This is a genomic window from Synechococcus sp. 65AY6A5 (genome assembly GCF_002760415.1).
GTDB lineage: Bacteria > Cyanobacteriota > Cyanobacteriia > Thermostichales > Thermostichaceae > Thermostichus.
The window spans coordinates 979,496-1,000,574 of record NZ_AXUW01000001.1 but is presented as its reverse complement, the minus strand read 5'-3'; the positions used below and the strand labels follow the sequence as shown (position 1 = coordinate 1,000,574).

26 protein-coding genes and 1 pseudogene are annotated in these 21,079 nt (G+C 61.6%); 11 read left to right on the top strand and 16 right to left on the bottom strand.

The window, feature by feature from the left end; translation table 11 throughout:
- Positions 1-289 (top strand): zinc ribbon domain-containing protein (locus SYN65AY6A5_RS04710; protein ID WP_143597111.1); only part of this gene is annotated, 289 nt, incomplete at its 5' end.
- Positions 290-399: 110 nt separating this feature from the next.
- Here the strand turns inward: SYN65AY6A5_RS04710 and SYN65AY6A5_RS04705 are convergent.
- From SYN65AY6A5_RS04705 to SYN65AY6A5_RS04695, 3 genes are all read right to left on the bottom strand, one after another.
- Positions 400-891: a hypothetical protein gene (locus SYN65AY6A5_RS04705; RefSeq protein WP_011430216.1), complete on the bottom strand. Its 492-nt coding sequence runs from the start codon at positions 889-891 to the stop codon at positions 400-402.
- A gap of 147 nt (positions 892-1,038) precedes the next feature.
- Positions 1,039-1,638 carry a recombination mediator RecR gene (gene recR, locus SYN65AY6A5_RS04700; protein WP_011430217.1) on the bottom strand — a complete coding sequence of 200 codons (600 nt, stop codon included), beginning with the start codon at positions 1,636-1,638 and terminating at the stop codon, positions 1,039-1,041.
- A gap of 21 nt (positions 1,639-1,659) precedes the next feature.
- Positions 1,660-1,995, bottom strand: a complete 336-nt coding sequence (locus tag SYN65AY6A5_RS04695) for a YbaB/EbfC family nucleoid-associated protein (protein ID WP_011430218.1) — start codon at positions 1,993-1,995, stop codon at positions 1,660-1,662.
- 167 nt (positions 1,996-2,162) lie between these two features.
- Here SYN65AY6A5_RS04695 and SYN65AY6A5_RS04690 point away from each other — a divergent pair, with 167 nt between their 5' ends.
- Genes SYN65AY6A5_RS04690 through SYN65AY6A5_RS04680 form a run of 3 tightly spaced genes read left to right on the top strand, consistent with a single transcriptional unit; the run spans position 2,163 to position 5,840 of the window.
- Complete coding sequence (locus SYN65AY6A5_RS04690) at positions 2,163-3,059, top strand: carbohydrate ABC transporter permease (RefSeq protein WP_011430219.1); 897 nt, start codon at positions 2,163-2,165, stop codon at positions 3,057-3,059.
- Positions 3,060-3,095: 36 nt separating this feature from the next.
- The gene (locus SYN65AY6A5_RS04685; protein ID WP_099812145.1) at positions 3,096-4,604 is read left to right on the top strand and encodes a UbiD family decarboxylase; all 1,509 of its coding nucleotides are present in this window, start codon (positions 3,096-3,098) and stop codon (positions 4,602-4,604) included.
- A gap of 21 nt (positions 4,605-4,625) precedes the next feature.
- A complete protein-coding gene (locus SYN65AY6A5_RS04680; protein ID WP_011430221.1) occupies positions 4,626-5,840 on the top strand; it encodes an SLC13 family permease in 1,215 nt (404 codons plus the stop codon).
- 16 nt (positions 5,841-5,856) lie between these two features.
- On the opposite strand, the gene SYN65AY6A5_RS04675 is transcribed toward SYN65AY6A5_RS04680, so the two are convergent.
- The gene (locus SYN65AY6A5_RS04675; RefSeq protein ID WP_041438297.1) at positions 5,857-6,099 is read right to left on the bottom strand and encodes a hypothetical protein; all 243 of its coding nucleotides are present in this window, start codon (positions 6,097-6,099) and stop codon (positions 5,857-5,859) included.
- A 319-nt stretch (positions 6,100-6,418) separates the two neighbouring features.
- Here SYN65AY6A5_RS04675 and SYN65AY6A5_RS04670 point away from each other — a divergent pair, with 319 nt between their 5' ends.
- Together SYN65AY6A5_RS04670 and SYN65AY6A5_RS04665 are read left to right on the top strand one after the other, a co-directional pair.
- The gene (locus tag SYN65AY6A5_RS04670; RefSeq protein WP_011430225.1) at positions 6,419-6,706 is read left to right on the top strand and encodes a hypothetical protein; all 288 of its coding nucleotides are present in this window, start codon (positions 6,419-6,421) and stop codon (positions 6,704-6,706) included.
- Positions 6,707-6,867: 161 nt separating this feature from the next.
- The gene (locus tag SYN65AY6A5_RS04665) at positions 6,868-7,179 is read left to right on the top strand and encodes a hypothetical protein (RefSeq protein WP_011430227.1); all 312 of its coding nucleotides are present in this window, start codon (positions 6,868-6,870) and stop codon (positions 7,177-7,179) included.
- 3 nt (positions 7,180-7,182) lie between these two features.
- Here the strand turns inward: SYN65AY6A5_RS04665 and SYN65AY6A5_RS13970 are convergent, their stop codons facing one another.
- A complete protein-coding gene (locus SYN65AY6A5_RS13970) occupies positions 7,183-7,359 on the bottom strand; it encodes a hypothetical protein (protein ID WP_168174238.1) in 177 nt (58 codons plus the stop codon).
- A 306-nt stretch (positions 7,360-7,665) separates the two neighbouring features.
- Between SYN65AY6A5_RS13970 and SYN65AY6A5_RS04655 the strand changes: the two genes are divergently transcribed.
- Entirely contained in the window at positions 7,666-8,466 is an 801-nt protein-coding gene (locus SYN65AY6A5_RS04655) for a DUF4168 domain-containing protein (protein WP_099812143.1), read from the top strand.
- On the opposite strand, the gene SYN65AY6A5_RS04650 is transcribed toward SYN65AY6A5_RS04655, so the two are convergent.
- The 4 genes from SYN65AY6A5_RS04650 to SYN65AY6A5_RS04635 all read right to left on the bottom strand — a co-directional run bounded on the left by SYN65AY6A5_RS04650 (position 8,463) and on the right by SYN65AY6A5_RS04635 (position 10,524).
- Positions 8,463-9,140 carry a chorismate pyruvate-lyase family protein gene (locus SYN65AY6A5_RS04650; RefSeq protein ID WP_240530983.1) on the bottom strand — a complete coding sequence of 226 codons (678 nt, stop codon included), beginning with the start codon at positions 9,138-9,140 and terminating at the stop codon, positions 8,463-8,465. The two genes, SYN65AY6A5_RS04655 and SYN65AY6A5_RS04650, sit on opposite strands and share 4 nt — an antisense overlap.
- Before the next feature lie 75 nt (positions 9,141-9,215).
- Positions 9,216-9,719: an AbrB family transcriptional regulator gene (locus SYN65AY6A5_RS04645; protein ID WP_228375487.1), complete on the bottom strand. Its 504-nt coding sequence runs from the start codon at positions 9,717-9,719 to the stop codon at positions 9,216-9,218.
- A gap of 12 nt (positions 9,720-9,731) precedes the next feature.
- Positions 9,732-10,166 (bottom strand): transcriptional repressor, encoded by a 435-nt coding sequence (locus SYN65AY6A5_RS04640; RefSeq protein WP_099884003.1) that lies wholly within the window; start codon positions 10,164-10,166, stop codon positions 9,732-9,734.
- A gap of 34 nt (positions 10,167-10,200) precedes the next feature.
- Positions 10,201-10,524: a DUF1825 family protein gene (locus SYN65AY6A5_RS04635; protein ID WP_011430232.1), complete on the bottom strand. Its 324-nt coding sequence runs from the start codon at positions 10,522-10,524 to the stop codon at positions 10,201-10,203.
- A 151-nt stretch (positions 10,525-10,675) separates the two neighbouring features.
- On the opposite strand from SYN65AY6A5_RS04635, the gene cobT reads away from it, so the two are divergent.
- The gene (gene cobT / locus SYN65AY6A5_RS04630; protein ID WP_011430233.1) at positions 10,676-11,803 is read left to right on the top strand and encodes a nicotinate mononucleotide-dependent phosphoribosyltransferase CobT; all 1,128 of its coding nucleotides are present in this window, start codon (positions 10,676-10,678) and stop codon (positions 11,801-11,803) included.
- Here the strand turns inward: cobT and clpS are convergent.
- The 3 genes from clpS to SYN65AY6A5_RS04615 form a co-directional block, all read right to left on the bottom strand.
- Entirely contained in the window at positions 11,752-12,057 is a 306-nt protein-coding gene (clpS, locus tag SYN65AY6A5_RS04625) for an ATP-dependent Clp protease adapter ClpS (RefSeq protein WP_011430234.1), read from the bottom strand. The genes cobT and clpS overlap by 52 nt on opposite strands.
- Positions 12,058-12,260: 203 nt before the next feature.
- Entirely contained in the window at positions 12,261-14,027 is a 1,767-nt protein-coding gene (locus SYN65AY6A5_RS04620) for a hypothetical protein (protein ID WP_240527668.1), read from the bottom strand.
- Between the two features lie 145 nt (positions 14,028-14,172).
- The gene (locus SYN65AY6A5_RS04615; RefSeq protein ID WP_099812140.1) at positions 14,173-14,568 is read right to left on the bottom strand and encodes a hypothetical protein; all 396 of its coding nucleotides are present in this window, start codon (positions 14,566-14,568) and stop codon (positions 14,173-14,175) included.
- Between the two features lie 90 nt (positions 14,569-14,658).
- Between SYN65AY6A5_RS04615 and SYN65AY6A5_RS04610 the strand changes: the two genes are divergently transcribed.
- The 3 genes from SYN65AY6A5_RS04610 (at position 14,659) to SYN65AY6A5_RS04595 (ending at position 18,113) form a co-directional block, all read left to right on the top strand.
- A complete protein-coding gene (locus tag SYN65AY6A5_RS04610) occupies positions 14,659-15,333 on the top strand; it encodes a RibD family protein (protein ID WP_011430237.1) in 675 nt (224 codons plus the stop codon).
- Between the two features lie 607 nt (positions 15,334-15,940).
- Positions 15,941-16,141 carry a DUF2811 domain-containing protein gene (locus tag SYN65AY6A5_RS04600; protein ID WP_011430239.1) on the top strand — a complete coding sequence of 67 codons (201 nt, stop codon included), beginning with the start codon at positions 15,941-15,943 and terminating at the stop codon, positions 16,139-16,141.
- Between the two features lie 169 nt (positions 16,142-16,310).
- Complete coding sequence (locus SYN65AY6A5_RS04595) at positions 16,311-18,113, top strand: tetratricopeptide repeat-containing glycosyltransferase family protein (RefSeq protein WP_011430240.1); 1,803 nt, start codon at positions 16,311-16,313, stop codon at positions 18,111-18,113.
- On the opposite strand, the gene SYN65AY6A5_RS04590 is transcribed toward SYN65AY6A5_RS04595, so the two are convergent.
- The 4 genes and pseudogenes from SYN65AY6A5_RS04590 to SYN65AY6A5_RS14315 form a co-directional block, all read right to left on the bottom strand.
- Positions 18,083-18,814: a response regulator transcription factor RpaB gene (locus SYN65AY6A5_RS04590; protein WP_011430241.1), complete on the bottom strand. Its 732-nt coding sequence runs from the start codon at positions 18,812-18,814 to the stop codon at positions 18,083-18,085. The two genes, SYN65AY6A5_RS04595 and SYN65AY6A5_RS04590, sit on opposite strands and share 31 nt — an antisense overlap.
- A 453-nt stretch (positions 18,815-19,267) precedes the next feature.
- Complete coding sequence (gene recO, locus SYN65AY6A5_RS04585) at positions 19,268-20,173, bottom strand: DNA repair protein RecO (protein ID WP_011430242.1); 906 nt, start codon at positions 20,171-20,173, stop codon at positions 19,268-19,270.
- Positions 20,170-20,871 carry a deoxyribose-phosphate aldolase gene (gene deoC / locus SYN65AY6A5_RS04580; RefSeq protein ID WP_099812139.1) on the bottom strand — a complete coding sequence of 234 codons (702 nt, stop codon included), beginning with the start codon at positions 20,869-20,871 and terminating at the stop codon, positions 20,170-20,172. Before deoC ends, recO begins: the two co-directional genes overlap by 4 nt.
- A 34-nt stretch (positions 20,872-20,905) precedes the next feature.
- Positions 20,906-21,079 (bottom strand): annotated as a pseudogene (locus SYN65AY6A5_RS14315) (RNA-guided endonuclease TnpB family protein); the annotation flags it as partial.

The window sequence follows — 21,079 nt, the reverse complement described above, 5'->3', positions numbered from 1 at the left end:
CGTGGAAGTATCGGAAGCGTACACCAGCAAAACCTGTACCAAGTGCGGGCACATCCACACCAAGTTGGGTGGCGCAAAGGTGTTTAGATGCCCAAAGTGCAACCATAGGCTACCACGAGATTGGCAAGGCGCTCTGGGTGTTATGCTCAGGGCTTTGCGGGATACCGCCTTTCTGTTTGGACTCCGTCCGAGTAGCGCGGTCGCGTCAGCGTCGCGTAGTGACAACGGAAACGGACAGAATGCTATCGCTTCACCGCTGAGCAGTAATGCTCAGCAGTGTTCAGCGTAAATGTATCAGCCACTGTAAACTGCTCTTCCAAGGGTAGGCCCTAAGGTGGGACTCGATGTATTTGCCTAGTTTCGGCAACAGGGATGTGGTAGCGATAGCTGCTAGCGGGCTTAGAAATGCTGATGGGTGTGGGGGTGCTGCTTGATGTTGTCGGCATCCCTCACTTCCATTGCCGCATTGAGAATCCGCCGCGGCTCAGCGCTGAAATGGAGCTTGAACACCCCCCTCTCTGGCGTGCAGACCTGGTGCAGAGGGATGTGACGAAATTGGGGCTTGCTGCGGTACGTACGGGCCGCCGCTTGTAGCCGCTCCACAAAATCTTCTCCCAGCACCACCCCTGGCGGGAAAACATCGGCGGGCAAAGTCGGGATCCCGTTGTCGACAACTTCTGCGTAAGTAGTGGCGTAGAGAAGGCAGTAGGAAGTGCTGCGGCGCTCTTGGGCCAGGCAATCCAGGGCGGCGGCGGGAACCGGCTCGGCCACCAACACCTCCCTGAGGCGACCGTCCTCATCCCGTTGGAAGCAAGAGGCCACTCCCAGAACTACATAGTCCAGCCCCTGGACGGTGCCTGAGCTGAGGTGAGTTTGTGCCGTATCCGCCATCGCTGCCCTCTCCGCGTTGCTGGTTGAACTTTCTTGACCTCAGGTAAGTGCCGGGATCCCATGACAAGACCCGTGGTCCTCACCTTAGCAACAACTTCAGGGTTGGACACCTTGCTCTGGGCAAGCCCAGCCCGCAGTTACCTGGGCCTAAAACTCCTGCCGCGCTTCTAGGGCACGGGCCAGGGTAACCTCGTCGGCATACTCCAACTCGGATCCCATGGGCAGGCCAAAGGCCAGACGGGTCATGCGCAGGCCGGGGGCAACCGGCTTCAGGTAATCTTTAACCACGTGCATAGTGACCTCCCCCTCCACGCTAGGGCTGAGGGCGAAGATCAGCTCTTGGGGCTTCTCCCGCGCCACCCGGGCCACCAGCTCGCGGATGCGCAACTGCTCGGCCCCGATCCCGTTCATGGGCGAGATCAGACCCCCCAAAACGTGGTAAAGGCCCTTGAACTCGCGGGTGCGCTCCATGGCGATGAGATCCTTGACATCGGCCACTACGCACCAGGTCGACGGATCCCTCTGCGGCGAGCGACAGATCTCGCAGGGATCCTCCGCCGACCAGTTAAAACAGATGGAGCAATGCTTAACGGTTTGCTTAGCCTCCAGCAGGGCTTTGGCCAGGGCCTCGACCTCGCCAGCAGGCCGGTTGAGCAAGTGCAAGGCCAGGCGCTGAGCTGTTTTGGAGCCAATGCCGGGCAGGCGCTGCAGCTCCTCGATCAGGCGAGCCAAAGGGCGAGTGTACATAGGAAGCCAGGCTGGCCGGGATCAGCCCAACCCCAACCCCGGCAGGCTGATGTTTCCGGTCAGCTCCTCCATGCGCTTGCGCATCGTCTCGGCGGACTGAGTGTAGGCGTTCACCATCGCCGTCAGGAGCAAGTCCTCCACCACATCCACCGGCTCCTGGAGCACTTGGGGATCCAGAGAGACCTTGAGGGGCTCCTGGTTGCCGTTCACTGTCACCTTCACTAGCCCATTGCCGGCCTCGCCGACGATCTCCATTTCTTCTAGCTCTTTTTGCAGCCTTTGAGCGCCGTCGCGCACCTCTTGGGCCTTCTTGAGGGCTTCTTGGATTTTGCCGAAGGGACCAAAGCCTCGGGTCATGGGATCCTCTTCTAGACACTGCTGTTCTACTCTACCCCTTTCCTCTTGTCGGTAAAAGTACCCGCCAAGCTGGAAACCCAGGTCAGATCGGCCTTTTTAGCCTGGGGTTAACCCTGACGAATTATCCTCAACAGAGAGGGCAAAAGCGTCCCCTGCCTGGAGGTGTCATGGCTCAACTGTTGCAGGATCCGCAGTCGCTAGCCGCCCAGCCCAGCCCCGTGCGCCAAAAGGCTTCTCCCTTGTCCTGGCGGCGCTGGATCCCGGAGCGCTGGTATGTTCACCTAGGCCTGTGGCTGGCCTGTTTGGCGCTGGGGTTTCCGGTGCTGTATGCGCTGATCGTGAGCACCCAAAACAATGCCGAGGTATTTCGCTATCAATTGACCTTTGGCTCCTCGTTGGCCTTTAACTGGCAGCAGGTGATGGTGGCGCGTCACCTAGGCCATTACATGGTCAACAGCGCCATCGTGGCCACGGCCATCACGGTGGGCAAAACGGTTTTGTCACTATTGGCGGGGCTGGCCTTTGTCTACTTTCGCTTTCCGGGCAAGGGGCTGGCCTTCGGCTTTGTGCTCATTACCCTGATGATGCCCACAGAAATTCTGATCATCGCTCTGCTGCGGCTGGTCACCAACCTGGGCTGGGGATCCACCTACTACGCCCTGATCGTGCCCTTTCTGGCCAGCGCCACCTCGACGTTTTTGTTTCGCCAACATTTTTCCAACATCCCCCGCGAGCTGGCGGAGGCGGCTCAACTGGACGGGGCCAACCCGCTGCAGTTTCTCACCCAGGTGCTGATCCCCCTGAGCTGGAACGCCATCGGAGCCCAGGCGGTGATTCACTTCGTCTACGCTTGGAATACGTACCTGTGGCCCCGCTTGATCGTGCAAGGCCGGGAGCGGCAGGTGGTGCAGGTGGGGCTGCAATCCCTGCTCAACCTGGATAGTTCCGCCTCCTATGGCCCCATGATGCTGGGGGCGATCATCGCCAGTATTCCGCCGCTGGTGGTGTTCATTGCCCTGCAAAAGCCTTTCATGAGCGGCCTGGCCCTCAGCCGCGACAAGTAAGTTAGCGAGATCCTCATCCCCGCGAGTGCTCCCTTCATGCCCAGAGATCTGCGCCGTTTCATCGCCCTGCTGGAGTCCCGTGGCCAGCTTCGCCGCATTTCAGCAGAAGTAGATCCCGACCTGGAAATTGCCGAGATCGCCGATCGCCTCTTGGCCTGCGGGGGGCCGGCGCTGCTGTTTGAGCGGGTGAAGGGATCCTCGATGCCCCTGCTGATCAACGTTTTGGGCACGGTGGAGCGCATCTGCTGGGCGCTGGGGATGGAGCAGCCGCGGGAGCTGGAGGAGCTGGGGAAAAAACTGGCCTTGCTCTACCAGCCGCGCCCGCCCAAAAATTTTGCCCAGGCCCTGGAGCTGGGGCAGGCGCTGTTCCGAGTCTTCCAAGCTCGACCCAGCCGGGATCTCTTCCCCCCCTGTCAGCAGGTGGTGCTGCTGGGTGAGGCGGTGGATCTCACCCAACTGCCCCTGCTGCGGGTCTATCCCGGCGATGCCGGGCGGGTGCTGACCTTGGGGCTGATGGTTACCAAAGACCCGGAAAATGGCATTCCCAATGTGGGGGTGTACCGCCTGCAGCTCCAGAGCCGCAACACGATGACGGTGCAGTGGCTGTCGGTGCGGGGGGCCACCCGGCATTTGCGCAAGGCGGCGGCCCTGGGCCGGAAGCTGGAAGTGGCAGTGGCCATCGGGGTGGATCCCGCCGTGATCCTGGCGGCGGCTACGCCCCTGCCGGTGGATCTGTCGGAGTGGCTGTTTGCCGGCCTCTACGCCGGCGAAGGGTTACACCTGGCCCGCTGCAAGACGGTGGATCTGGAGGTGCCGGCCCACGCCGAGATTGTTCTGGAGGGCACCATCACGCCAGGGGAGGTGGCCCCCGACGGCCCTGCCGGGGATCACATCGGCTACTACGGCCCTCGCAACGAGCAAGCTCCGCTCATCCGCTTCCACTGCCTCACCCACCGCCGCGATCCCATCTACCTCACCACCTTCAGCGGCAAGCCTCCCAAAGAAAACGACATGATGGCGCTGGCCCTGAACCGCATTTACACCCCCATTCTGCGGCAGCAGGTGCCGGAGATCGTGGATTTCTTTTTGCCCATGGAGGGCTTGGGCTACAAGGTGGCGATTCTGTCCATCGACAAGGCCTATCCCGGCCAGGCGCGGCGGGCGGCCCTGGCTTTTTGGAGCGCCTTGCCCCAGTTTAGCTACACCAAGTTCGTCATCGTGGTGGACAAGGACATCAATGTGCGGGATCCGCGGCAGGTGCTCTGGTGCCTGTGTTCGCGGGTGGATCCGCAGCGGGATGTGTTTATTCTGCCGGACAACCCCTTTGACGCCCTGGACTTTGCCACCGAAAAACGGGGTCTGGGGGGCAAGATGGGGATCGATGCCACCACCAAGATCCCCCCGGAAACCGACACCCCCTGGCGGCAACCGCTTGCCCCGGATCCGCAAGTGGCCCGTCTGGTGGATCGCCGCTGGGCGGAATACGGCCTGGCGGATCTGGACTTGCAGCCGGCGGATCCGCGCCTATTTGGCTACGAGTTCTAGGGGTGGCTAAGAGGCTGGCAGGTGCAACAAGCGCTGTCTTGGCTGGTGCTGCTCCTGAGCTATGTCGGGCTGGGGCTGGGATCCCTGCCCAGGCTGCGCATGAACCGGGCCACGATTGCCCTGGCGGGATCCGCTTTGCTGATTGCCCTAGGAACAGTGCCGCTGCTGGAGGCTTGGGCAGCCATCGACGCGACCACGATTGTCTTTCTCCTCAGCATGATGGTGGTGAACGCCAGCTTGTCCCAGGGCGGCGCCTTCCAGCTAGCTTTGCTGGGCCTGATTCGGGTTAGCCGCAGTCCCTTTGGCCTTTTGCTCATGCTGGTGTTCGGCAGCGGGCTGCTCTCGGCCTTTCTCCTCAACGATACCCTGGCACTGGTGTTTACCCCCCTCACGTTGCAGGTGACAGCCGTGCTGGGGCTGAACCCTATTCCTTACCTCTTGGGCTTGGCGGCGGCCACCAACCTAGGGTCTGTAGCCACCCTGAGCGGCAACCCGCAGAACATCCTCATCGGCTCCTTCTCCGGGATCGGCTACCTGGAGTTTGCCGCCCAGATGACCCCGATTGCCGTGGTGGGGCTGCTGTTGGAGGTGGGGCTGCTGTGGCTCTACTACCCCGAGGTGCGCTCGCTGCAGCCCTTCGCCCAGGTGCCTTGGACGCCGCTGCGCCTCTATCCCCCCCTGTTGCGCAAGAGCGTGGCCATTACAGCGGGCCTGTTTGGGGCCTTTGTGGCCGGCCTGCCCCTAGCGGAGTCGGCCCTGGTGGCGGCGGCCTTGCTGCTGATTACCCGCCGGCTGAAGCCGGAGCGGTTTTTGGGGCAGGTGGACTGGAACTTGCTGGTGATGTTCTCCGGGCTGTTTATCCTGACACGGGCAACCCGAGAGCTGCTGGCCGGCTGGGGAACGAGTCTGGGGCCCTGGGCGGAGCAGGTGGCGGGATCCCCGTTGGCGCTGCTGGCCGCTGTCGCCCTCTTGTCCAACCTCATCTCCAACGTGCCGGCGGTGCTGCTGCTGCAGTCGCTGCTCCCGCTGCAGGGAAAGACGGCCTGGCTGTTGCTGTCTGCCGGCTCTACGCTGGCCGGTAACTTGACTCTGTTTGGGGCAGTGGCCAATTTAATTACCGTCGAAGCGGCAGCTAGAAAGGGGTATGTGTTAACGTTCGGGGAACATCTCCGCTTTGGCCTGCCCCTGACGCTGCTTACCCTTGGGTTTAGCGGTCTGTGGCTGGGTCAGCCCTGAGCCTTGCCGGGAGCCCTCACTGGGCACTAAGGGCGGCCAAAAGCTCATCTGCCAACAACACTGCCGTGTAGACCAAAGCCTGTCGCTGCTCAGGCGAGAGATTGCCAATGGCAGTTTGGGGATTGCTGAGCATGCCCTGCAACACCCTGCTGGCCACGTATTCCCGTTTGGAAACGCCGGGGCTAGAGATGGTGGGGTTATCCAGGGAAAACTTCTGGTGGTGCTCGAAGGGAAAGGCATATTCAGAAGCTACCGGCATGGCTCCACTCCAAACCTGGACTCTACGCTGCGCTTGGCCTATTTTCGCATTGTCCCTTGCGGGGAAGCTCCAAAAACAGATGCGCCGTACGCCTATTTGCTTCACCTGAACCGCGTGCGGCATCCCGGCTCCAAAGAGCTTGCCCGTCGCCTGGAGCAGGCGGCCAGGGAGCCCTCCAGTTGTTACCCTGGGGCTCCGGCAGGGGCAGCAGCGTTAGCGACAGGATTGGGCATTCCCAAAAAGATGCAGGAAAATCAGGAGAAGTTGAGCCGGGATCCCAGACCCACCGGCTCTCCATCTCGTTTGCTGAGGAAACCCGATGCACGACCTGGACAGTTTGCCAGAACCGGTAGCCGATGCCCTAATCAAAAGCCTGCTTACAGATGTGGAGCGGCTGATCAACCAGCACGGTTTGTCGGAGGTTTTGGTGGGGTTGGCCATGTATTGCAATGTGCAGTTCAAGGCCAAGTTCAATAAACCCAACCGCACCGAAAAGGATGAGGAGCTGGGATTTTACTTCCGCGACGCCGCCAAAGCTCTGGAGGTAGCGGCCAGCCTCACCTATCGCACCATCGATCGCTCTCGGCCCACCTCGCCTGGCACCTAGACTTTAGGGATCCCTTTTCAACCCTCACCCCCGGCCCCTCTCCCAGCCCTCACCCCCGACCCCTCTCCCAAAGGGAGAGGGGAGTTGGCGAGCGCTCCGGGGTGGCAAGGGATCCCCCTGAGTTTTTATGCTGGTGGGCGAAAGTTGCAGTGAGGCCGCGCGTGAGAGTTGTCTGGGAACGCAGCATTTACGGGGGCAATGGCCGGGTGCCCTGCATCGTCTGCGGTGGATGGGCCGCCCCTATCCCAAAAAAGGGGCAGCAGGTGTTGCTGGCGGTGGTCTATAACGACCGCGGCCAAATCTACGGCGAGATCTGCCGCAGTTGCCTCAGCCTGGGGCCCAAGGGCATCAAAGAGTATCTACGAGAGCGGATTGCCCGCCTGCGCAGGCAACTGCAAGACCTAGAGGAGCTGGAACGAGGAGAGGTGCAGTTGCCCACCCTGGAGCAGGAGCTGAGCGCCTACTTGGATTAACCGCTATACCTTCTTCTCGACCGAAACCTGCAGCCAGCAGCCCAGCTCGGCGGCCAGCCATTGCAACTCCGGATCGTGCAAGTTCTTCAGCTCGTACTTGCAAACGCCCGCCCAGATGTTCAACTGTGGGCCCACCTCTACCCGATCCCCATCGCAATCGCGTCGGGTATGGCGCGGCATCAGCTCCAGCCGGTGAGGAGATCCCGCGCCAGGCGGGTGGGTCTGCCGCTGCACCTGCTCAGCCGCCGCTCCGGTCGATGCCGCTGCTGCCAGGGTGGGCGCTCTGAGACCATATCCCCTCGCTTCTGGGACTTCTAAACAGGGATCCCTTGAGAAAGTTGTTCTGGATCCCAGAATCATCCCTGGAAAGCCTGTCCGCAAGCCCCCACGCATGGGCCAGCAGCTTTCCCGAAACGGGGAGGATATGCTGGGCGACAGAGAGGGATCCCCACTTGCCGAGGCGATGGTTTTCTAGCTGAGTCTTCCATGTCTACTCCGTCTGTTTTCCCCACCTACTACCAACAGTTGGGGCTTTCTCCCCAAGCCAGCCTGGAGGAGATCAAAGCCGTCTACCGCCGGCGGGTGCGCGAGATTCATCCGGATCGTCTGCCTGCCGATCTCCCCGAGGGGTTGCGGCAATTGGCCCAGCGAGAGTTTCTTCAGCTCCAACAGGCCTACCGCGTCCTCAGCGACAGCCGGCAGCGCCGGGCCTACGATCTCAGCCTCCAGCCTTCTCCTTTGCCGGTGCCGCAGCCGACCGTGGCCCCTGCCGGTTGGCTGGCCCTCTTGAGCGCTGTCTTGAGCGGAGCTGCTCTCTGTTTGGCAAGCTTGGCCCTTTGGAATGCTCGCATCCCGGCCCAAGGTTTGGATGTGGCCGGCAAAACGGCTGTTGTTGGCGCCCCTCAGTTGTCCGGCAACGCGGATCCCTCCCTGGCCACCGTCCCCCAGACATCCGAGACGGGCAACGCCTCGGAAAGGAGGATCTCGGCCCCAGCCGCCCCTTCTGAAGACTTCTTGAAGCCTTCCCCAGAGCAGGTCGACCGCTTCGCCCGCGCTCTGCTGGCGGTGCAGCCCCTTCTGGCGGCCACCCAAACTCGCCTGCAGCAGGCCAAGGGCAGCGAGGAACGTCGGCAAATTGAACAACAGTTTGAAACCGCAGCCGCCAAGATCATCGCCGCCCATCAACTGACCCCAGAGGACTATCACCGCATCTCTGCCAGCGCCCAGTCGGATCCGGGTGTGGCAGCCGCAGTCACCGCAGCCGTGCGCCGCTGGATGTCGCCCTAGCCCGACAAGACCCTGGCCTGTAGGCGGGAAGAAAAAACTTCGTAAATAACAGTCAAAGGCTGGCCTCGGTGCAGCAAAAGATAATGCCTAGCCCAAAAAGGGCCGCGACAGTTGAGCAGCCGGGCAACTGGCTCGGCTTCGCCATAGTAGAGGCGACGCACTTCGCGAAAGGTCTCCAGTTTTTCTTGGATCAGATTTTGGCCAATGGGCAAATCGGGATGGGGCAAGTATTGGGCCAGATGGTCGGAGTTCCACCAAGAGGTGGCATAGAGCAAGGGCTGCTGAGAGGTTGCTCCACACAGCCAAACCCGCCGCCGCAGCAAGGGGGATCCCAGCCGCGCCAGATCCTTGGTCAGCCGTTGCATGGACTGGGGGGCGGCGCTCTGCTCTGCCAGCAGCTCGACCCGGCCCGTGTCGAGCAGATGGGCCTGAATCGGCTCTTGGGTCAAGGCAGCCAGAGTGCGGGTGGTCAAGCCATCCCCCAAAAGCAGCAAGCGCAACACAGGATCCACCTGCACCAACTCAGGCTGTAGCGGATCTGCCTCCCCCTGCCAATACAGTTGCAGGGGCCACCAATCGCCTTGGCCAGAGGAGACGTTAGAACAGAGGGCAGCGCTCCAAGGGGATCCCGCAGCGTCGCCATGGCAGGTGAGTGAAGAAGGGAAAAGTTCCAAGGCGGAGGTTGAGTTGTTAAGTTCTGTATCGCTCCTTAGTCTAGCCCACCCCATGTCTCTGCTCTAGGGATGTTCCTAGCTGGTGCCCGGCTGGATCAGCAGCCGTACCAGCCAGGGGACGACCACGATGACGCTGATCAGGCGGGCCAGGTGCATGACCACCACCGTGCTGGCTTGCGCCCCCATGTCCAGGGCTATCAGGCTCATGTCCGAAATGCCTCCCGGAGCGGTGCCCAAGATGGCGGTCAGGCGCTCGATCCCCAGCCAACGGGAGATCAAGTACCCCGACAAAACTCCCGTGCCCACCGCAATCACCGTACAGAGCAGGGCCGGTCGCCACAGATCTTTCAAGGCCAACAGCGTATCGGCGGTGAGCTTGCTGCCCAAAAGAATGCCCAGCACCACCTGCATGACAAAGCGGATCCCGGCTGGGGGAGTGGGGATCGGGATCGCTCCCCAAACATTGACCAAACCCACTGCTACCATCGAACCCACCAAAGCTCCTGCCGGCAGCCTCAGCTTGACTGCAATCAGGGCGCCCGCCAATCCGATTAACAGCGTCCAGAGATAGTTCATCATTGCGGTTTGGCCTCAAGGCAACGAGGATCGCTGTGAGCCAGGGTTGGAGCTGCTCTCCCCACGGCATTCGGCGCAGATGCCGTAGAAGTCAAGCACATGGTACTCGATGACAAATTGGTAGCGGCTGGCAAGCTGCTCCTCCAGGTCTCCCACTGGGCAATCCGGCAGAGGCACCACCCGCCGACATTCGGTGCAAATGAGGTGATGGCGGTTGTGGCCGTTGCTGGGCAAAACCTGATAGTAGGTCTGCTGATCTCCCAAGTTGACCGCTTGCAGCTTGCCCTCGTTGCGCAGAGCCTCCAAAGCCCGGTAGACCGTGGCCAAGCCAACGCTATGGTTGGCATTGCGCAACTCCAGGAAGATCTCTTGGGCCGAGAGGGGCCGCAAGCTCTGCTTCAAGACTTCCAGGATCAGTTTTTGGCTGCGGGTCTGGCGGGAGGAGGACATGATCCCTTTTCGTTGTGAGGGGTCACCAGCAAGGTTAGCGCTCGGCGTCGGCCTCGGCTTTCATGCGCTCTAGGGTTTGGTGCATTTGGTCGAACATTTGGCTGAGGGTGAGCCCAAACCCCCCAAGCTGGGTTTGCAGTTGTTTGATGGTCATCTGAGCCATAAAGTCGTCGGAGAGCTCCAGCCGCTTCATGAAAATGCGCTGCCGCTCCAGCAATTCTTCCATTCGCTCGATGAAGATTTTTTTGCCTTCCCGGTCGAATTGGCCGTAGCGCTCGCCAAGTCGCATCAGGTTTTGGAAGTCCTGAAACAGCTGCTTGGCTTCTTCTTGAACGATCTCCGAGTCGAAGAAGCTCATGGCCTTTCGTCTGCCCTAAATAAACTGCATTGGGTATACCCATCCTATCCGATCGGGTTGGGGGGTCGCAGTCCCTGCCGTTTTCCGGCCAGTACGGGATCCCGTCCTTCGCTTGGGTGGAGAATGGAGTTTTGACCTGTCTGCCCCGCTTATGTTCCCCTTTCCTGGTGTGAAGGCTTATACGCAGCCGTCTTTGGCCCAGCAGTGGTGCCAACGGGTGCAGGGATCCCGACCGCTGTTTTTGGCCTGCCTGGGGTTTACGGAAACGGCCCTTATTCCCGGCATCTCGGCTGCCGGCGCCACGCCCTCCTTGCGGCGCTACACGGCCCTTGCCGATGGAGAGGTGTTGCTGGGGGACTATTCTCACCGCCTGCCCACCTCTCCCGATGGCTATCCTTCACCGGTGGTGATCAGCCGCGCCGTCCTGAGGGAGTTGGGGATCCCCTGTCGCGTGTTCGACTGTGGTTTGCCGGAGCCTCTGCCGGGGGCAGAAACGGTCAGCGCCAGGGGAATAGCCCGCTGCTTGAGCACAGGGCAGGCTCTGTCTTTGGAGCAGGTGGGATCCCTGTGGCAGGAGGGGTATGAGCGGGGATCCCGGCTGGAGTCGAGCTACTGCGTCATCGGAGAATGTGTGGCGGGAGGCACCACCACGGCGCTGGCAGTGTTGTTGGGGCTGGGCTGGCAAGCAGAGGGCATGGTCAACAGCAGCCACCCGGTCTGTAACCACGCCCAAAAGCTGGCCTTGGCCCGGCAGGGATTGGCCAGACTTCCCGCCAGGGCTACCGCCCCAGAGGTGGTGGCCGCTGTGGGGGATCCGATGCAGCCTTTTGTAGCCGGGCTGGCGATGGCGGCAGCCCAGCGGGGGCCGGTGCTGCTGGCGGGCGGCACCCAAATGCTGGCGGTGCTGGCCCTGATGCGGCGCTGGGGGGAAGAGCAAGGGATCCCCTGGCCCCCGGAGAATGTAGCCATAGGTACCACCCGCTGGGTGGCCGAGGATCCCTCGGGCAATACGGTGGGTTTGGCGGAGCTGCTGGGCGAGGTTCCCCTTTTGGCCACCCAACTCAGCTTTGCCCAAAGCCGCTATGCCCCCCTCCGGGCCTACGAGCGGGGCTATGTCAAGGAAGGGGTGGGGGCGGGTGGGCTGGCCATTGTCAGCAGCCTCTATGCCGGCTGGGGCCAGGCAGAGCTACTGGCCGCCGTTGAGCGCAGCTACGAGCAGCTCGTGCTTCAGGCCGGCTCCAGGGGGGCCATCGTCAGGCCCTCCCGCAGCAACTGTTGATGGTAGAGCTCTGCTTGCTCTTGCGGGCCGACCCAAACCACCGCCTGCCCTTCGGCATCCACCTGCACGGTCAGTTGCCGTGCCAGGGGCAGGGTCATGCCGGGGATGTACTTGAGCAAGCATTCGGTAACATGCTGAAAGGTGTTGAAATCGTCATCCAAGACGATCACCTTGAAGTGGGGGTAGGGCTGGCGAACCCGGGTTCTCGACGGAGACGACTGCTGAGCAGGTCGAGTGGGAGCTTCCGTGGTCATAGCAGCAGAACTCAGGACAACATCTGGATACCTAGGTCACATTCAACTTTCTCAACAGCCAAAAATCGGTCGCTGTTGATTCTGAGTCCATTCTAGTTCCTAGTCTCCAGTGGACGCATGGGGTCTGCCGGCAGCCCGTATTTGCCTTTGGATCCCTTGCCGGTGCAAGAGATGGGAAAGAGGTGCGGATCCCCGATCCGCTCTCACAACATCAGCTCTTGCCGCAGGGAGCGACGGGGCTTTTTGCCACCGAAGTGGCGCTCAAAATAGAGGGCGGTGGCTTGCGACAGGATCCCGGCTTCGACAAGCGCCTGGCAGAGGGATCCCCCAGGGGGTAGGTGCTCTTGGATCTGCTGGATTTGCGCGGCGCTGACCAGCCCCGAAGCCTTAAGGTAGTCGGCCACGTGCCGTCCGCCTGCCAGGTAGACAGAGTAGCCGTCTTCGCTGAAAAACTTGACTGTCTCCGGCTTGAGGCCGCTGTGGTGGGTCAGCACGTCTGTGAAAGTGCCGCCCTCTGTTTCCCAGGCGTGGAGGACGGTTTCGATGCCGGCGTTGTCGAGGAGACCGGCTGCGCGCAACTGGGTCAAGATCCGCCGCACCCAAGGGTTGGCCCGCTGCAGCGCTTCCAGATCTTCTTCTCCCAAATACTCCTGAGGCGGCAGCTCGGCATCTGCGGTCGATTCGGCCACGCTCGCAGTTTGGGTAGCCGGGGCAGGCGACGGCGTCCGGTTGGCCTGCACTTGGGCCTGGAGCTGGCGCACCTGCTCTCGGGCCTGTTGGAGCTGGGCTTCGGTGGACTGCAGATGGCTTTGGGTGGCTTGCAGTTGGGCTTGGACTTCCTGCAGGCGTTCTTGAGTTACCTGGAGTTGGGTCTGGGCTTCCTGAAGTTCCCCCCGCAGCCGGTGGATGGTCTGGCTGGCTTCTTGGCGGGCGTGGGCCAGGTCGGCAATGAGGCGGGCCTTCGTCGATTGGGCCACTTGAAGCTGGTGCTGCTGCTCCTGCAGCGATTGGCTGAGAGCGGCCAATTCGGCTTCCTTGTGCTCAAGAGCCTGGCGCAGTTGAGCCTCAGCTTGCTGATGCTGCTGCAGCCGGGATCCCAACTCTTGCAGCTTGAGCTTGGCCTGAGATTGCCATTCCGTCAGCTCGTGGCAGTGGCGCCGCAGGGTCTCCAGCTCGGCCTGGGCAGCTTGCAACTGCTCGGCCAGTGCCTGGACTTGCGCGGATCCCCGATCTTGCTGCGCTCGGAGCTGCTCCTCCAACTCCTGAATGCGCTGCTGGGCAGCCCTGTGTTGCTCGGATCCCTGCTGGATTTGAGCCGCCAGTTGGGCTTCCAACTCGGCAATGCGCTGTTGCTGCTGCTGCTGGCGGGATTGAGACTCAACGAGCTGCTGTCGCTCCCGCTCCAGTTGCGCTTCTAGGGCGGCAACCTGCTCTTGGTAGCGCTCCAGTTGGGCTTGGTATTGCGCGGTAGCTTTGTGAACTTGCTGCGCCACCTGCAGCGGCGAAGCGTAGAGGGGGGGCTGATCCGGAATGGTGGACCACTGCTCCAGCATCACTTCCCAACTGTTGGCAGCTCCTCGCCGTCGCCGGAGCTGCTGCTGCTTGTCGAGGGCCCACTCCAACCAGTGGGGCTGCACCCAGCCCTGCTGCACCAGGATCTGCCCCAACTTGCGCTCGGGGTGGTGCTTTTGCTGAAGCAAAGCTTGATACACGTGCTCCAGTTCCAGATACCCATGCAGCACCAGGATCTCGCCGATGCGCACCAACTCGACCGGGATAAAGGGATAGAGATCTTGCGGGGCAACCCAGCCGTGCTGCATGCACAGCTCCCCCAACATCAAGGGGTTATCCGCCTTTTCCCACATGGCCTGAGCCAACTGGGCGGGGGTGAGCAACCCCGCTTTGTTGAGGGCTTCCCCCAAACGGATCTCAAACTTTTCCTGGTCGGCTGCAGCTAGGGGAGGGTTCATCGGGCTCCTTCGCTGTGACTAGTAAATCTAGTACATCTCTCGTAGCAGAAAACCCTTGAGGAAGGGAGATTTAAACCTACAAGTTAGCTCGATAAACCGCGGATCCACGGATTTTATTGCAGCGCCCGCTTTGGTTAATTCCTGCTCAGGAGGGCTGTTGTTCTTGGCGTCGGGCAAACTGTTGCAACTGCCTCAGGAGCAGCAACTGCCCCAGTCCAAGGGGCAGGAGGGAGACGGCCTCAACCCGGAGCTGTACCCAGCCGTTGCCCCACATCCAGTCGCAGTAGCCATCGGCTCCGCCCCACATTAGTAGGCGTAGCCGTTTCGGCAGCAGGGTTTCCACCTGGTGCGTGATCGAGACGGGGCCCCACTGGACGGCAAAGGTGCTGCCCAGCTCCAGCCTAGCGGGCAGGGATCCCTGCAACTGCTGCGGCCAGAGCCACTGCTGCAACAGCCCCACCTCGGTCAAGCAGCGCTGCAAGGTCGAGGAACTGGCCTCGACCTCGATGCGGATGGTGGAAGATTGGAATGTCCCGAGCATACTTATCCGGCTGAGGCGACCCCAGAACCGAAGCGGCAGCCGGGGCGACAACTTCTAACTCCATTCTGGCCAATTGTTCGAGAGTTGCCTTTGAAAACAGCTCGTCCTCACGTGGTTGCCATCCTGGCCCAGAGTCTGGACGGCAGGATCGCCACCCACCGCGGGCAAAGGCCCCACTTCGCCAGCGCCGAAGACCACCAGCACCTGGAAACCCAAGCTGCCCGGCAACAGGCTTTGATCATGGGGGCGGCCACGCTGCGGGCCTACGGCACCAGCCTGCGCATCCGGGATCCCGAGCTCATCCAACGCCGACTCCAGCAGGGCCTCTCCCCTCAGCCCCTGACGATCATCTGCTCCGGCAGCGGGGAGATTCCTGAGGATTTGCCGTTTTTTCGCCAGCCCCTCACCCGCTGGCTGTGGACAACTCCCCAGGGATCCCGGCTTTGGCAGAACCGAACCGGCTTTGAAGAGATCTGGGTGGCTGCCGATTGGGATCTGCCGGCACGGCTGGCGCGCCTGCGCAGTTTGGGCATCGAACGGGTGGGGTTGCTGGGCGGGGGCCGGCTTTTGGGGGCGTTTTTGCAGGCAGGGGCCTTGGATGAGCTGTGGGTGACCCTGGCGCCGGTGCTGCTGAGTGGGTATGCCGATGCGCCCGCCAGCATCGAGGGCTGGCAGCTGCAGGGATCCCCGCCCCAACTGGAGCTGCTGGAGTGCCACCGTGGCTCTAAGGAGCTGTTTTTGCGCTACCGGGTCGAGTGGCCCTGAGGGGGCTCGCGAGAAAAATTTTTGGACAAATTTAGATTTCTCAGAAATCCACAGGTTTTCCCCAGACTTTCCACAGAGAGGAGGCCTGTTTTCCACAGGCCTGTGACCTCAGGAAACGGCAGCGAGGGTTTTTGTGGAAAAGTCCAAACTGGAAAGTTCAGACGGATACACCTTGAGAAACGCAACGGGATCGCGCCGTTTTTGCCGATGGCATCAAAGCCGGCGGCGGGCTTGAACAAACTTGGAGCCGCTGCCCAGGATTGACACCCCCCATGGGGCAGAGGGCAGAATAGCCGCACCTGAGGTGAGGGGGAGATTTTCCTGGCAGCTCTCCTCAGAGGCAAAGAACCCTTTGCCCAAAAACTCTATCCCTTCTCCTGCCTGAGACAAGGCCAAGGGGCAGTTTGGTATCCTCTGGCCGCTGCCGGACGGGCTAGGGGCAAACTTCTACACACTGTCTTGCTTTTGGCGGGGCCGATGCGGCCCCCGGCGTACCCAAGTTAGAGAGCTGGGTTGGCTTGTTTTTTCCCTTCTGGGCAGGCCCGGTTTTGGCCGGCTCCTTAGGTTTTCTTGGTTTCCCTGTTAACCCCGAGTAGGTGGTTGGGCTATGGATTCTCCCACCGTCAGCATTTTGAGCGAAATTCCCGAGGAGCTACACGACACCCTCAAAAACTACCTCTCTCGTCACCCCGATTGGGATCAAGATCGGGTCGTAACGGCAGCGCTCTCGTTATTCCTGCTCCAGAGCGGAGACACGGATCGGCGCGCTGCCCGTATTTACTTAGACAGCCTGTTTCGCCGCAACTGAGCCCTCGCAAGGCAAGCGCCGAGGATGGCCCGATTCAGGAGCGGGGGGGTAGGAACGCTCTGTCAAGAACGTCCTATTCACCTGAACTGTTAACCTGAGTAGGGAGATGTCCCGCTGTTGCTGAATACCGGCGGGAAGGGCAAAAAAGGGATCCACCAAGGGAAAAACCGTGCCACAGGGCTTTGGGCGAGGAAAGGGCGACCGGCAGACGGCTGGGCCAAAAGGCCTAGGAAGAGGCTCCGGTCTATCCCCCTTCCCTTCCCCAGAGGCGACCCTGGCGCTGGCCGAGCGCCACCGACAAGCAGGGGATCTGGAGACAGCACTGCACCTCTGCCGGCAGCTTACCCGGGCCCATCCCCACCTGTTCGCCGCCCAGGCGTTGCTGGGATCCCTCTATCTGCAGATGGGGGATCCCCGCCAAGCTTTGACCCCTTTGCAACTGGCGCTGCACCTACGGAGAGATTGGGTGCCGGCCTGGCAGGAGCTGGGCGATGCCTGGATGCTGCTGGGCAACCCGGAGGAGGCGGCGCGCGCCTACAAGCAGGGGCTGGCCTTTGCCCCTAACGACGGGCAACTGCTCTTCCGGTTGGGCAGTTGTTGGCTGGCTTTGGGGAAACGGGAGCAGGCGATTGCAGTGCTGCGACAGGCGGCAGCGGCCCAACCTCCTCAGGCTTATGCGCTGGCAGCTCTGGGCAATGCCCTCCTATTCGACAACCAGCTTGCAGAAGCCGAAGCCTGGTTTCGCCGCGCTCTTGTCCTGGCGCCGCAGGAGGGGCGGATCCTCGTCAACCTCGGCCACTGCCTACACCTGCAAGATCGCCTGGAGGAGGCCGCCGACTGTCTGCTACGGGCCATCCCGCTGCTGCCAGGGGAGGCGCAGCCCCACAACAACCTGGGCACCGTCCTGCAAGAGCAAAACCGACTCGAGGCCGCTATCGAGGCCTATCGGCGCGGCCTGCAGTTGGCCCCCGACTGGCCGGAGATCCACTACAACCTGGGCACGGCCCTGCTCACCCTGGGCCGCTACGAGGAGGGGTGGCAGGAGTACGAGTGGCGGCTGCAGCGCCAGGGAGCGGCCTACCCCTGCTTCCCTTTGCCCCTGTGGACGGGATCCCCCTTGGGCCGGCAGACGCTGCTTGTCTACGCCGAACAAGGGCTGGGAGACACAATTCAGTTCGCGCGCTACCTGCCCCTTTTGGCCGCCGCCCATCCGCAGGCCTCCCTCTATTTCCGCTGCCCTCACTCCCTAGTCGAGTTGCTGCGAGCCTCCTTTCCTCAAGTCCAGGTCATTTCCGATACGGATCCCCTGCCCCCCTTCGACTGGCACCTGCCCTTGCTTAGCCTGCCCCATCGCCTGGGCACCACGCTGGAGACAATTCCCGACCGCATCCCCTATCTGGTTTGTCCCGATGGGAGCTCCGCCTGGCCGGAAGATTGGCCAGAGCTTCCCCAGAGGGGGATAAAGGTGGGGCTGGTGTGGGCCAGTGGCCGCCGCGACGACCTCGCCCTCAGCCGGGTGCAGAGGTTAAAAAGCTGTTCTCTTAACCTCTTCCTCGAGTACCTTAATCTGCCCCAGGTGCAGTGGGTTAGCCTGCAGGTGGGTGAAGATCTAAGCCAGGTAGAACCCCTTCTCAAGCAGCACCAGGTGGTGGAGCTGGGATCCCGTTTCCGGAATTTTGTTGATACTGCTAGGGCAGTTGCCCAGTTGGATCTGGTAATTAGCGTCGATACTGCCGTTGCCCACCTGGCTGGGGCGCTGGGCAAGCCGGTGTGGGTGCTGCTGCCCTTTGCCGCTGATTGGCGCTGGCTACTGCAGCGGCAAGACAGCCCCTGGTACCCCAGGGTGATGCGCCTATTCCGCCAAGAAGCCCGCGGCAACTGGGTTGGTGTGCTGCAACAGGTGCGGGCAGCCCTGGAAGAGCTACTAAGGGGGATCCCGTCCTACTCCTCGCCTTTTGGAACGATGCGCTGAAACAGATAGCCGGTACCGCGGGCTGTCAGGATAAGCTCAGGGTTGCTCGGGTCATCCTCCAACTTGGCCCGCAGCCGCGAGATGTGGACATCCACCACCCGCGTATCCACGTGGCGCTCCGGCGTGTAGCCCCACACCTCTTGCAAAATCTCGGCGCGGGAAAACGGCTCCCCCGACCGGCTGACCAGCAGCTCCAGCAAACTAAACTCCATCCCCGTCAGGCGGATGCGCTCGTCCCGCTTGTAAACCTGCCGCTTGTTGGTATCGATGCGAAGATCCCCCACCTGAATTACCCCTGAGCTGGGGATCCCTTCATGGGACGACCGCGCCACCCGCCTCAGCACCGAACGAATGCGGGCCTCCAGTTCTTTGGGCGAAAACGGCTTAACCACGTAGTCGTCTGCCCCCAGTTCCAAGCCAGTAATGCGGTCGGCCACGTCCCCCAACGCCGTGAGCATGATGATCGGGATGTCGGATTCTTTGCGCAACTCCTGGCAGACCCCGTAGCCATCCAGCTTCGGCATCATCACATCCAGCACCACCAGGTCAGGATCCTGCTTGCGAAAAACCTCCAGCGCCTCCTCTCCGTCGGCAGCAGTAACCACGTCGTACCCGATCATCGAGAGGCGGGTCTCCAAAATGCGGCGGATGCTGGCCTCATCATCGACCACGAGAATCCGTTCTTTGCGCTGGGCTTCCACGGTGCTGCAACTCCTAAACTTCTAAATGAAAAGGATTGGAAAAAATTGAGGTGAGCGCGAACTCGAGGTGGTCAGATGCAGCCTCCTCAGGGGCTCCTCCTGGAGGGGTGGACTCACCCCGGGAGCTGCAACGCTGCCAAACCCTTGTTTGTCGGCAACGGAAACCGCAACCCAAGGATGGAGCTTCAGAAAACAAACACCGAAGGCTCGCCCGGCAGTCGATTCAATCTTGTTAAAAGCGCCAACTTCAACTTCACTTGCTCCTGCTCGGTAGCACAGGTGTGGCACTCCTCCCCAAACGCTACCCCGGTCGACCGCCGCCAAACCTGAGAGGCCTTCGTAAGAAGTTACTAAGAGGTTACTTTCTACCACCCAATTTATCATCCAGAAGCGGCTGCTAACCCGCCTTAACCCTTTATTGTGCAGCTATTTTGCTCGACTTGATACATACCTTCACAACTTCTTCAGGTTGCTGCCAAGCGTTTCGGAATCCTCCTCAGAAAAAGCTGCTGCCGCCACTGGGGATCCCTGGCCACTGGGGGTAGGAGGGAGGGTTTCGGCAACAGGGACAGAGTAGCAACTGGCCAGCAGGCCAGCGGAACGGATTGCGCGGTCGGCATGCAGCTCCAAAACCCGCCGCAACAGACGTTCTGCCGCCAGCCAACTCGCCAGAGGCAGCGCACGCTCGGCCAGCGAGGGCAAGGTCGGGTTGGGCAGGGATCCTAAGGCCTGCAGGACAGAACTGGAGACCCAGGCAACTGGGCTGAGCCGCTGCGCCAGCCGACAAGGATCGCAGACCAGGCCACCCGCGTGGGGAGAGAAGAAAGCCTCACCTGCTAACTCCTCCCCACAGGAGTAGCAGGCTTGTACTGAGGGGGCAACCCCCCCCACCACTAAAAGGTGGTAGAGCCCATGGACAAGGAGCGGCAAAACGGCCTCTGTCGCAGGGGCCTGCTCGATGCGCTCCAGATGCTCCACCAGCAGCACAAACAGCTCTTCCTGGGGCTGGTTGGGCAGGGCCAAAAGCAGGGCCACCTCTGCCAAGTACTGCGCCGCCGTCAGATGGGCCAGGCTGCGGCCAAGACGGGGAAAACTCTGCAGGGTTTCTGCCTGGGCGATGCGCTGGAGACACTGCGAGGGATCCGTTTGGGCCGACCAACGCCCCCGCGCCACCAGCAGATCGTTGACAACAAAGGGCTCCATCCGCCCTCCCCACTTGGAAAGCTGCTTACGGGATCCCTTGGCCACCGCCCGAATCAAGCCCTGCTCGCGGGTCAAAATAGTAATGATCCGATCCGCCTCCCCCAGCGGCATCGCTTTGAGGTTAATACCCGTCACCCGGTAGGTGACCCCGCTCATGGGCCGCCGGCTCCTCTAGCCTCCAGCTCTCGCATCAGCTCCAGCCCCCAGGAGGTGCCGATGCGGCTCGCCCCCGCGGCGATCATCGCCTCCGCCTGCGCCACGGTGCGGATGCCGCCGGAAGCTTTGACTCCCACCCTGCCGCGGCTAAGCTGCCACAGCAGTTGCACATCGGCCGGTGTCGCCCCTCCCATCCAGCCGGTGGAGGTCATCAAGAAGGCAACTCCCGCGTCCATGCAGATCTCGGCGGCCAGCTTTTTTTCCTCGTCAGTGAGCTGGGCAGTTTCCAAAATGGCCTTGACGCAAACCCCCGTTTCTTCCACCAGTTGGGCAATCTCGGCATGGAGGCGATCCAGCTCCCCCGCCTTGAGCCAGGCCAAGTTGAGGCGGACATCCAGCTCCCGGCACCCCTGCTCCACCGCCAGTTGAGCTTCGTAGAGCTTGACCTCCGCCGTGTTGGTGCCCAGGGGAAACCCCACCACTGTGCTCACCCGTACTGGCGACCCGTGCAGCCGCTCAACCACCCGCGGCACGTAGCAGGGAGGCACACAAAAGGTGGGGAAGCCATAGCGCAGAGCAATTTCACACCCCTGGTCGATCTCCTCTGGGGTCACCATCGGCAGCAGCAGGGTATGGTCGATGTACTCCGCCAAGTTGATCGGGCCGTCTGCCAGGCCCTTGGGCTCCAGAGAGAGCATCAGTTGCCAGATCCCACAGCACTACCTGATACATTTACGCTGAACACTGCTGAGCATTACTGCTCAGCGGTGAAGCGATAGCATTCTGTCCGTTTCCGTTGTCACTACGCGATGCTGACGCGACCGCGCTACTCGGACGGAGTCCAAACAGAAAGGCGGTATCCCGCAAAGCCCTGAGCATAACACCCAGAGCGCCTTGCCAATCTCG

Bases quoted from the DNA above. Each gene is read 5' to 3' on its own strand.
- SYN65AY6A5_RS04705 (WP_011430216.1), bottom strand. From the start codon at position 891: ATGGCGGATACGGCACAAACTCACCTCAGCTCAGGCACCGTCCAGGGG.
- recR (WP_011430217.1), bottom strand. From the start codon at position 1,638: ATGTACACTCGCCCTTTGGCTCGCCTGATCGAGGAGCTGCAGCGCCTG.
- SYN65AY6A5_RS04695 (WP_011430218.1), bottom strand. From the start codon at position 1,995: ATGACCCGAGGCTTTGGTCCCTTCGGCAAAATCCAAGAAGCCCTCAAG.
- SYN65AY6A5_RS04690 (WP_011430219.1), top strand. From the start codon at position 2,163: ATGGCTCAACTGTTGCAGGATCCGCAGTCGCTAGCCGCCCAGCCCAGC.
- SYN65AY6A5_RS04685 (WP_099812145.1), top strand. From the start codon at position 3,096: ATGCCCAGAGATCTGCGCCGTTTCATCGCCCTGCTGGAGTCCCGTGGC.
- SYN65AY6A5_RS04675 (WP_041438297.1), bottom strand. From the start codon at position 6,099: ATGCCGGTAGCTTCTGAATATGCCTTTCCCTTCGAGCACCACCAGAAG.
- SYN65AY6A5_RS04670 (WP_011430225.1), top strand. From the start codon at position 6,419: ATGCACGACCTGGACAGTTTGCCAGAACCGGTAGCCGATGCCCTAATC.
- SYN65AY6A5_RS13970 (WP_168174238.1), bottom strand. From the start codon at position 7,359: ATGCCGCGCCATACCCGACGCGATTGCGATGGGGATCGGGTAGAGGTG.
- SYN65AY6A5_RS04655 (WP_099812143.1), top strand. From the start codon at position 7,666: ATGTCTACTCCGTCTGTTTTCCCCACCTACTACCAACAGTTGGGGCTT.
- SYN65AY6A5_RS04645 (WP_228375487.1), bottom strand. From the start codon at position 9,719: ATGATGAACTATCTCTGGACGCTGTTAATCGGATTGGCGGGCGCCCTG.
- SYN65AY6A5_RS04640 (WP_099884003.1), bottom strand. From the start codon at position 10,166: ATGTCCTCCTCCCGCCAGACCCGCAGCCAAAAACTGATCCTGGAAGTC.
- SYN65AY6A5_RS04635 (WP_011430232.1), bottom strand. From the start codon at position 10,524: ATGAGCTTCTTCGACTCGGAGATCGTTCAAGAAGAAGCCAAGCAGCTG.
- cobT (WP_011430233.1), top strand. From the start codon at position 10,676: ATGTTCCCCTTTCCTGGTGTGAAGGCTTATACGCAGCCGTCTTTGGCC.
- clpS (WP_011430234.1), bottom strand. From the start codon at position 12,057: ATGACCACGGAAGCTCCCACTCGACCTGCTCAGCAGTCGTCTCCGTCG.
- SYN65AY6A5_RS04620 (WP_240527668.1), bottom strand. From the start codon at position 14,027: ATGAACCCTCCCCTAGCTGCAGCCGACCAGGAAAAGTTTGAGATCCGT.
- SYN65AY6A5_RS04615 (WP_099812140.1), bottom strand. From the start codon at position 14,568: ATGCTCGGGACATTCCAATCTTCCACCATCCGCATCGAGGTCGAGGCC.
- SYN65AY6A5_RS04600 (WP_011430239.1), top strand. From the start codon at position 15,941: ATGGATTCTCCCACCGTCAGCATTTTGAGCGAAATTCCCGAGGAGCTA.
- recO (WP_011430242.1), bottom strand. From the start codon at position 20,173: ATGAGCGGGGTCACCTACCGGGTGACGGGTATTAACCTCAAAGCGATG.
- deoC (WP_099812139.1), bottom strand. From the start codon at position 20,871: ATGCTCTCTCTGGAGCCCAAGGGCCTGGCAGACGGCCCGATCAACTTG.